At 69.7% G+C, this 9,253-nt stretch carries 8 protein-coding genes and 1 pseudogene; all 9 read right to left on the bottom strand.

The features are described 5' to 3' along the window. A pseudogene (locus CCN44_RS02785) lies at positions 1-198 on the bottom strand (M1 family peptidase); the annotation flags it as partial. Positions 199-295: 97 nt separating this feature from the next. Beyond that, positions 296-1,585, bottom strand: a complete 1,290-nt coding sequence (locus CCN44_RS02790) for an ABC transporter ATP-binding protein (RefSeq protein WP_086696751.1) — start codon at positions 1,583-1,585, stop codon at positions 296-298. After that, positions 1,582-2,673, bottom strand: a complete 1,092-nt coding sequence (locus tag CCN44_RS02795) for an ABC transporter ATP-binding protein (protein ID WP_059252720.1) — start codon at positions 2,671-2,673, stop codon at positions 1,582-1,584. The genes CCN44_RS02790 and CCN44_RS02795 overlap by 4 nt, the downstream gene beginning before the upstream one ends. Beyond that, positions 2,670-3,677 (bottom strand): ABC transporter permease, encoded by a 1,008-nt coding sequence (locus CCN44_RS02800; protein WP_059252719.1) that lies wholly within the window; start codon positions 3,675-3,677, stop codon positions 2,670-2,672. The genes CCN44_RS02795 and CCN44_RS02800 overlap by 4 nt, the downstream gene beginning before the upstream one ends. Before the next feature lie 72 nt (positions 3,678-3,749). Continuing rightward, positions 3,750-5,501, bottom strand: coding sequence for an ABC transporter substrate-binding protein (locus CCN44_RS02805; protein ID WP_445684378.1), 1,752 nt, complete (start codon positions 5,499-5,501; stop codon positions 3,750-3,752). Between the two features lie 57 nt (positions 5,502-5,558). After that, complete coding sequence (locus CCN44_RS02810; protein ID WP_059252717.1) at positions 5,559-6,557, bottom strand: ABC transporter permease; 999 nt, start codon at positions 6,555-6,557, stop codon at positions 5,559-5,561. A 377-nt stretch (positions 6,558-6,934) separates the two neighbouring features. Beyond that, positions 6,935-7,720, bottom strand: coding sequence for an enhanced serine sensitivity protein SseB C-terminal domain-containing protein (locus tag CCN44_RS02815; RefSeq protein WP_086696752.1), 786 nt, complete (start codon positions 7,718-7,720; stop codon positions 6,935-6,937). A gap of 200 nt (positions 7,721-7,920) precedes the next feature. After that, complete coding sequence (locus CCN44_RS02820) at positions 7,921-8,712, bottom strand: enhanced serine sensitivity protein SseB (protein ID WP_059252715.1); 792 nt, start codon at positions 8,710-8,712, stop codon at positions 7,921-7,923. A gap of 66 nt (positions 8,713-8,778) precedes the next feature. Next, positions 8,779-9,253, bottom strand: a 475-nt coding sequence (locus CCN44_RS02825; RefSeq protein WP_086696753.1) for an AAA family ATPase, incomplete at its 5' end; no start/stop codon positions are given.

Genomic DNA, 9,253 nt, shown 5'->3' on the forward strand with positions numbered 1-9,253 from the left:
CAGGCGGCCGGTGTCCGGGGCGTAGGCGAGGCGGAGGTCGTAGTGGCGGGCGTCGTAGCCGCCGTTGCCCAGCCGGGGGAAGTAGGGGTCGCCGAGGCCGGGGGCGCCCGGGGTCGGGGCGGAGGAGGCGGCGACGACGAGGAAGGAGGCCGCCGCGGTGGCGAGGGCGCCCAGACGTGCCGAACGGGAGAGTGCCATGAGTCGTCCCTTTCGAGCGTGCCGATCGGTGGTCGGACACGGATGACTCTGCGCTCTCCCGTACGGGCATGTACATGACTTTCCCGGTCGTCATGTCCTACGTGTCGGCCGGCCCCCGGGAGTCGGTCCTGTCGCCGGAGGCCGCTTCGGGGGCCTCCGCTCCGGACGCCTCGGCGGTCTNNGCGGCCTCCGCGGCCGTCGCCTCCTCGGCGGCGTCCTCCGCTCCGGCCGCCGGCTTCTTGTCGGCCGAGCCGCCGGCGACCACCGCGTCCGGTACCAGCTCCGACGCCTTCTTCGCCGCCGAGAGCAGGACCGTGTCGTGCGGGGCCTGGTCCGCGAAGTTCTCGGGGTGGTGGCAGGCGACCCGCTGGCCCGGCCGCAGCTCCACGAGCTGCGGCTCGGTCGTCCTGCAGATCTCCGTCGCCTTCCAGCACCGCGTGTGGAACCGGCAGCCGGAGGGCGGGGCGATCGGCGAGGGCACGTCGCCGCGGAGCAGGATGCGCTCGCTCTTGCGCCCCCGGCGCTTGGTGTCGGGCACCGGCACCGCCGACATCAGCGCCTTGGTGTACGGGTGCATCGGCGACTCGTACAGCGAGGTGCGGTCGGCCAGCTCCACGATCTTGCCGAGGTACATCACCGCGATCCGGTCCGAGACGTGCCGGACCACCGAGAGGTCGTGCGCGATGATCACGTAGGTCAGGCCCAGTTCCTGCTGGAGGTCGTCCATCAGGTTCACGACCTGCGCCTGGATCGACACGTCCAGCGCGGAGACCGGCTCGTCCGCCACCACCAGCTTCGGCTTCAGGGCGAGCGCGCGGGCGATGCCGATGCGCTGGCGCTGGCCGCCGGAGAACTCGTGCGGGTAGCGGTTGTAGTGCTCGGGGCTGAGGCCGACCAGTTCGAGGAGCCGCTGGACCTCCTTCTTCACCCCGCCCTCGGGCTCCACGCCCTGGAGCCGGAAGGGCGCCGAGACGATCGAGCCGATGGTGTGCCGCGGGTTCAGGGAGCCGTACGGGTCCTGGAAGATCATCTGGATGTCGCGGCGCAGCGGGCGCATCTGCGCGGTGCTCAGCCGCGTGATGTCCCGGCCCTCGAAGGTGATCCGCCCGCCGGTCGGGTCCTGGAGGCGGGTGATGACCCGGCCCATGGTCGACTTGCCGCAGCCCGACTCGCCGACCACGCCCAGGGTCTCGCCCTTGCGCACCTCGAAGTCGATGCCGTCGACGGCCTTCACGGCGCCGACCTGGCGCTGCAGGATGCCCTTCTTGATCGGGAAGTGCTTGGTCAGGCCCTCGACCTTGAGGAGCACCTCGCGGTCCGCCGAGCCCTCGCCGGCCGACGCCTGCTGCGGGATCACAGCCTCGTCCGTCTTCTTGGTCTCACTCACAGCTTCGGCGCAATCTCTTCGGTCCAGATCCGCTGGCGGTCCTCGGCCGAGAGGTGGCAGGCGGACCAGTGCCCGGTGCTCACCTGCTCCAGCTCGGGGCGCACCGTGCGGGTGACGTTCCCCTTGGGGATGTCCGCGTACGGGCAGCGCGGGTGGAAGGCGCAGCCCGAGGGGACGTTGATGAGGCTCGGCGGCGAGCCCTTGACCGGGATGAGCCGTTCGGAGGTCTCGCGGTCGATGCGGGGCATCGAGCCGAGCAGGCCCCAGGTGTAGGGGTGCTGCGGCTGTTCGAAGACCTCGTCGGCCGGCCCGCGCTCCACGCACCGGCCGCCGTACATCACGAGGACGTCGTCGGCGATCTCGGCGACCACGCCGAGGTCGTGGGTGATCATGATGACCGCGGAGCCGAACTCCTTCTGCAGGTCCCGGATCAGGTCGAGGATCTGCGCCTGGACGGTCACGTCGAGGGCGGTGGTCGGCTCGTCCGCGATGAGCAGCTCGGGGTTGTTCACCAGCGCCATGGCGATCATGGCGCGCTGGCGCATACCGCCGGAGAACTCGTGCGGGTAGCCGTCGACGCGCTTGGCGGGCTCGGGGATGCCGACGCGGTCGAGCATCTCGATGGCCCGGGCGCGGGCGACCTTCTTGCTGACGTTGTGGTGCACCCGGTACGCCTCGACGATCTGGTCGCCGACCTTGTAGTAGGGGTGCATCGCGGACAGCGGGTCCTGGAAGATCATCGCCATCTCCCGGCCGCGGAGCTTGCGCACCTCGTCCGGGGCGGCGCCCACCAGCTCCTTGCCGTCGAGCCAGATCTCGCCGGACATCCGCACGTTCTTGCCGCGCGTGCCGAGCCGGTGCAGGCCCATGATGGCCAGCGAGGTGACCGACTTGCCGGAGCCGGACTCGCCCACGATGGCGAGGGTCTTGCCCTTCTCCAGGGTGAAGCTGAGCCCGTCGACGGACTTGACCAGGCCGTCGTCGGTCGGGAAGTGCACCTTGAGGTCGCGGACCTCCAGGAAGGCCTCGGGCGCCTTGGCGGGGGTGGGCTCGCCCACGGCCGCGCCGGTCTTGGAGAGTTCGGTCACGAGAGCCTCACCCGCGGGTCGGCGGCGGCGTAGAGCACGTCCACCAGGAGATTTGCGATCACGACGAAGAAGGCGGCGAGCAGGGTCACGCCGAGGATGGGGGGCAGGTCGTTGTCGGTGATGGCCTTCACCGCGTACTCGCCGATGCCGTGCAGCGAGAAGACGTACTCGGTGATCAGGGCGCCGCCGAGCAGCAGACCGAGGTCCATGCCGAACACGGTGATGATCGGGGTGAGGGCCGCGCGCAGTCCGTGCCGGACCACGACGTTGCGCTCGCGCAGGCCCTTGGCGCGGGCCGTGCGGATGAAGTCCTCGTTCATCGTCTCCAGCATGCCCGAGCGGGTGAGCCGCGCGTAGATGGCGGAGTACAGCAGGGCCAGCGAACACCACGCCGGGAAGAGGGTGTTGGCCCACTGCGAGGGGTTCTCGGTGAACGGGACGTAGGTGGTCCCGAAGATCGGCCACTGGTAGGTGAAGAGCAGGAGCGCCAGGTTGCCCGTGAAGAACATGGGGAGCGAGACACCGGCGAGCGCGACACCCATGAAGGCGCGGTCGAAGAACGAACGGGGCTTCAGCGCCGAGATGACACCGATCACCACGCCCGACAGCACCCACAGCACGGCGGCACCCACGGCCAGCGAGATGGTCACCGGCAGCCGGCCGGTGAGCTGCGGCCAGACCGCCTCGTGGGTCTTGAAGGAGTAGCCGAAGCACGGTGCGTTGCAGTGCACCGTGGTGGGACCGACGTTGTAGTCGGCACCGGCCACGATCCCCTTGATGAAGTGCCAGTACTGGACGTAGACCGGCTGGTCCAGACCGAGATTGTGCTTGACCGCGGCGATGTCCGCCTTCGACGGGCTCTTGCCGATGTACTGCTGTGCCAGCTGGTCCGCCGTCTGGCCGGCGAGTCGCGGCAGCAGGAAGAAGATGGCGAAGGTGACCGCGGAGACGACCAGCAGCAGGATCACTGCCGCGAACGTCCGGCGGAGGATGTACGAGATCACGGGGGCCGGCGCTGGTGCCCGCGGGCCGCGAAGCCCGCGGGCACCAATGCCTTCACCTGCCTTCCGGGGCTGCTACTTCGACGCGACGCCGATGTTGAGGTAGTCGTACTGACCGCTGAACGCCGCCGTGGAAACCAGGTTGGTGTAGTTCGTCGGGCGGCCCAGCAGGACCTTGAAGTAGGTCAGCGGGACGAGGACGGCGTCGTCCATGGTCTTCTTGTCGATCTGCGTGTAGAGGCTGTTGCGCTCGCCTGCGTCCTGCGTACCGATCGCCTTGGCCAGCAGGTCGTTGACTTCCTTGTTGTCGTACTGCGCCAGGTTGGTGTTACCGGACTGGCTGATCGCCTTGCCGTTCAGGATCTGCTGGAGGAAGCCGTAGCCGGAGGGCCAGTCGGCACCCCACTGCATCATGATCAGGCCGATGTTCTGCTTCTCGGTGAACTTCGGCACACCCGCGTAGTCGGTGAAGTACTTGCCGGACGGGTACTGCTTGAGGGTGGCGTTGATGCCGACCTTCTTCAGCGAGTTGATGATCGCCGTGGCGGCGTCGATCTCCTGCGGGCGGTCCGAGCGGGCCGAGATGTTGGTCGAGATCGAGGTCTTGCCGCAGGCCTTCAGCTGCTCCTTGGCCTTGGCGACGTCGCCCTTGCTGCCCTTGGTCGCGTAGGCGTCGGACTTCGCGTAGCCCGGGATGTCCGGCGGCAGGACGGTGGAGGCGACCTCACCGCGGATCGGGCCGCCCTCGGCGGTCTGCACCGAGACCTTGTCGATCGCGTACTGGACGGCCTTGCGGCACTCGATCTTGTCGAACGGCTTCACCTTGGTGTTGAGCGCCATGTAGACCAGGCGGCCACCGTAGGTGTTGTCCGTGTTGGCCTTCTTGGCGGGGTCGGTGAGCACGTCGGCCTGGGTGGAGGCCTGGACACCGGTGCCGGCCAGGTCGATCGCGTTGCCCGCGAGGACGTCCTGGTCGATCTTCTCCGGGTTGACCTTCAGGTTGACGACGATCTTGTCCGGCAGCTGCTTGCGCAGCGGGTCGGTCTTCGGGTCCCAGTTCTCGTTGCGCACCAGGACGGCCTGCTTGCCGTCCTCGTAGCTCTGGAACTTGTACGAGCCCGAGGACACGATGTTCTTGACGTAGTCGACGCCCTTGTCCTTGGCCTTGGGCACCGGAGCCGTCTGGGGGGCGGCGACCAGGTAGTCGAACTCCTGGAACGGCTGCTTCAGGTGGAAGACGATGGTGGTGTCGTCCGGCGTCTCGATGGAGGACAGGCCCTTGTCGCTCTTGTCCTTGTACGGGCCCTTGTACTTGTCGCCGCCGGCCAGGAACTGCTGGAAGTAGTTCGGGCCGAGGGAGAGCACGTCACGCGCGAAGTTCGAGCGCTCGACGGCGTACTTGACGTCCTTCGAGGTGATCGGCGTGCCGTCCTCGTACTCCAGGCCGGACCGCAGCTTGTACGTCCAGGTCTTGCCGCCGTCGCTCGGGACGCCCTTGCTCGCCGCGAGGTCCGGGACCAGGGTGTTGCCCTCGTCGCCGGGGCCGGGCTTGAACGTCATCAGCGGGCGGGCCCACAGCCGGCTGAGGTTGTACATGTACGCGTAGTACGTGTTGCCCGGGTCGAAGGAGTCCGGCACGTCGGACATCTCGTAGGTGACCGTGCCGCCCTTCTTGTCGGACACGTTCACGACGCCCTTGGTCGCGGCGTTGGCCCCGGCCGACTTGGTGCCGTTCTCGTTCTTGTTGTCATCGGCCTTGCTGCAGCCCGAAAGAAGCAGGCTGGCGGAGCCGATGGCCGCGATCGCGGCCAGCGCTGACCTTCGCATGATGGGCGCTTTCCCCTCCATTGTCGGAAAAACTTGTCGGGCTCTCTGCGGCAGGCGTCAGCGGCTGCGCGGGTCGAGAGCGTCGCGGAGACCGTCGCCGAGCAGGTTGAACGCCAGGACGGTCACGAAGATGGCGAGACCGGGAACGATCATGTACTGGGGGTCGACCTTGTAGTAGGTGACCGCCTCACGGAGCATGCCGCCCCAGGACGCCTGCGGGGGCTGGATGCCGACGCCGAGGAAGCTCAGGGACGCCTCGAAGAGGATGTTGGTCGGGATGAGCAGCGTCGAGTAGACGATGATCGGTCCGACCAGGTTCGGCATCAGCTCCCGGAACAGGATGTAGGGGGCCTTGGCGCCCATGCCCCGGGAGGCGTCGACGAACTCGCGCTCGCGCAGGGCGAGGGTCTGGCCGCGGACGATCCGGCCGAGGTAGGGCCAGTTGAAGAAGCCGATGACGAAGATCAGCACGCTCAGGTGGAGCGGCAGCCCGTTCAGCCCGAACGCGCCGCCCTGCAGGGTGGCGGAGATGGCGATCGCGAAGAGCAGGAGGGGGAAGGCGAGGAAGGTGTCCATCAGCCGGCTGATGATCGAGTCGACCCGGCCGCCGTAGTAGCCGGCCACGACACCCATGATCGCGCCGATCACGTTGGAGAGGATCGTGGCGCCGAAGGCGACCACGAGCGACACCCAGGAGCCCTCCAGGATGCGGGTGGCGATGTCCCGGCCGAACTTGGGGTCCACACCGAGCGGGTGCTCGGCGCTCATGCCGCCCCAACTGCCCTTCGGCAGCGAGGTGTCCGGGGTGATCAGGTCCTGGTGGAAGGCGTTCGGGTCGAGTCCGAACACGGCCTGGAGGGGACGCGAGAGGATCGCGAGGAGGATCAGCAGGACCACGATGACGCCGCCGGCGACGGCGACCTTGTCCTTCTTGAACCGGGTCCAGGCGATCTGGCCCAGGGAACGACCCTCGATCTGCCCCTTACCGGCACCCTCCAGCACTGCCTCCGGCTGTGCTTCGGCTGCCGCCCCGGTGGTCTCGATCGGTGCGGTCACGGTGAGCGACCCCTCTCGCCGGTGGTGACCGGCCTGCGCCTGCCGCGGATTGCGGCTTTGTCGACTTGCCATCGAGCATGAGGTCTCGGCCTCACGTCTGAGTCGGGAGTCTTCAGCGTCGTCGCGATCACCCGCCAGAGCTGACGGCGAAAGTATGCGCAACCGTGATGCAGTCCGGGGGATTCCGTTATCCGAACAACGGGTAACGACCCCCGGACGCGGGCCAGTTGGGGCAGAACGGCGAATTTGCGCGGTTCGGGACGATCGGCCGATGTCTACGCGCGCAGAAACATGTCGGCTGTGTAAATTCTGCGATCCGGGCCGAAAACCATGCCATTCGGCTCAGTTGGACGGAACGGGTCGGCCGGCCCGGTCGCTCAGTAGCCGCCGCGCACCGGCGGATAGCCGTACCCGCCGGCCGGGGCCTGCGGCGGGGCCGGGACCTGGAGCTGCGGCTGCGGCGCCGGGACATGGGCCTCGCGGTCGTAGAAGGGGCGCGCGTTGGCCCGCATCCACATCACCACCGGGTCGTGGTCGTCGGTCATCACGACCGTCGAGACCGGCAGCCCCTCCGGGACCGCGCCGACGGACTGCTGCATCATCGCGCGCACCGAGTCGACCGCGGCGGGCGAGGTGTCGTACACGTCCAGGCCGATGGCGAGATACGGCGCCCCGAGCGCGGGCTGCACCCAGGCGCGGCGCAGCGAGCGGAGCGCGGGGGTGCGGTGCGCGTTCTGCGCGAGCAGGGCGTAGAACTGGGGGATCTCGATGCCGGGCTCCGACAGCCGGAGCGGGCCGGCGGGCTGGCGGTCCAGGCCGGTGGCGATGCGGCGCAGGTCCAGCCAGGGGATGCCGACGCCGCCGCCCGGGGCGTGCGGGTTGAGCCAGAGCCCGTAGTGGTCGGGGTAGAGGGTGCGGGCCACGTCGAGGCCGTCGACCACTTCGTACGAACGGTTCCAGCCGCTGGCGGACAGCTCCTGGGCGGAGGTGACGCAGGGGGCGTAGTGGCAGCCGTCCACCTCCATGTCCCCGTACTGGGCGTCCGGGGAGCCGGCCTGGCCGTGCCACAGAAGCATCCAGATCTGGCCGGAGGAGGGGGTGGCGAGGGCGCGGAGCAGGGCCTCGTAGGCGTCGTAGCGTCCGGGCGTGACCTGGCGCAGCATGTGCTCCACGCTGCCGCTGTGGCTCGCGCTCACCCTCGTACCGGCCCTTCTTCATCCGTGCCCCGCGTTCGGGAACAGCTTATTCGCCTGCCGGCTCGGGGCCTCATGCTTCGTGCGCGGGTGCGGGTGTGTGGTGCGTTCCCGCGCCCCGCGGCGGAGCCGCATATCAGACACAGCCCCGCGCCCCTTGGGGGGCGCGTTCAGTGGCCGTACTCGTAGAAGGGCCGGACGTTCGTCTTCAGCCATGTCGCCACCGGGTCGTCCGTGACGTCCATCAGCACGAGGCTGACCGGCCACTTGACCGGGTGTTCGCCCAGCGCCCGGCCCAGCGCCTCCAGGGGGCGGGTGCGCAGGTCGCCCTCCCACTGGGAGAGTTCCACGCCCACGAACATCACCGGGTCGTCCGTCTCGATGGCGGCCAGGCAGCGGCGGGCGGTGAGGACCACGCCGGTCCCGGCGAACTCGGCGGAGGCGGCGGAGAGGAAGTCGACCGGGTCGTCCTGCCAGTCGGGTTCGAAGAGGCGGACCCGGCCGCCGGTGTTGGGGCCGTCGAGCGGGGTGCGGCCGGCGCGGCACAGCTCGGCCACGGCCTCGGGCGGCAGCGGGATGCCGACCACTCCGCCCGGGTTGACCGCGATGCCCACCTGCGGGGGCAGGCCGCGGGCGAACTCGACGGCGGGGGCGATGGTGTACGACATGTGGGCGCCGGCCGCCTGGCGCAGCTGCTCCTCGGAGCTGAACACCGGGACGTACGTCTGGCCGTCGAGGTCCGTCGTCGGCAGGTCCAGCGGTCCGCTGTGCGGGCCGCCGCCGTTGGGCAGCGGTATCCACAGGAAGCTCCGGCCGAGGACCTCGATGATCCGGCCGCCCGCCGCGGGGACGCCGAGGGAGGCCGACAGCACCTCCTCCAGCTCGTTGCCGGGCCAACCGCCGTGCGGGTGGGGGTGCGCCTGTGCCGGGAAGTCCGCGGGAATGTCCGCCGGGAAGTCCATCTGCCTACCGCCTGCTGGGAACCACTGCTGTGAGCGCACAGGCTAGCGGGTGGCGGTGACAGCACCTCACCGAGTGAAGCCGACGCGGCTCAGGACGTCCGCCGCGTCCCGGTCCAGCAGCACCGCCGCGCCGCAGCCCGCGGGCAGCTCCCCCTTCTCCACCGCGCGCAGCAGGCGGCCGGTGGCCCGGCGGTGGCGGCGGAAGGCGTAGCGGGACACGCCCCGGCCGCGCTCGCGCTGGCCCTGCCGGGCCGTCTCGGCGCTGACGTCGAGGAGGAGCAGGTGCAGCGTGCCGCCCCGGCGCCGGGCCTCGCGGGCGAGCCAGGCACGGACCCAGGACTGGGTGCCGCAGTCGTGCACGACGACGCCCTCGCCGGTGCGCAGGGCGCGGCGCAGTCCGGCGTAGTGGGCGAGGCGGACCAGGGGGCGGTACAGCGCGTAGGGGATGCGGCGGGGGACGCGGGCCGCCCAGCGGTCGCGGGCGTCCTGGGAGTCGATGCGGTGGCCGGTGACCGCGCGGCGCATCAGGGTGGACTTGCCG

The organism is Streptomyces tricolor (genome assembly GCF_002155905.1).
Classification (GTDB): domain Bacteria; phylum Actinomycetota; class Actinomycetes; order Streptomycetales; family Streptomycetaceae; genus Streptomyces; species Streptomyces tricolor.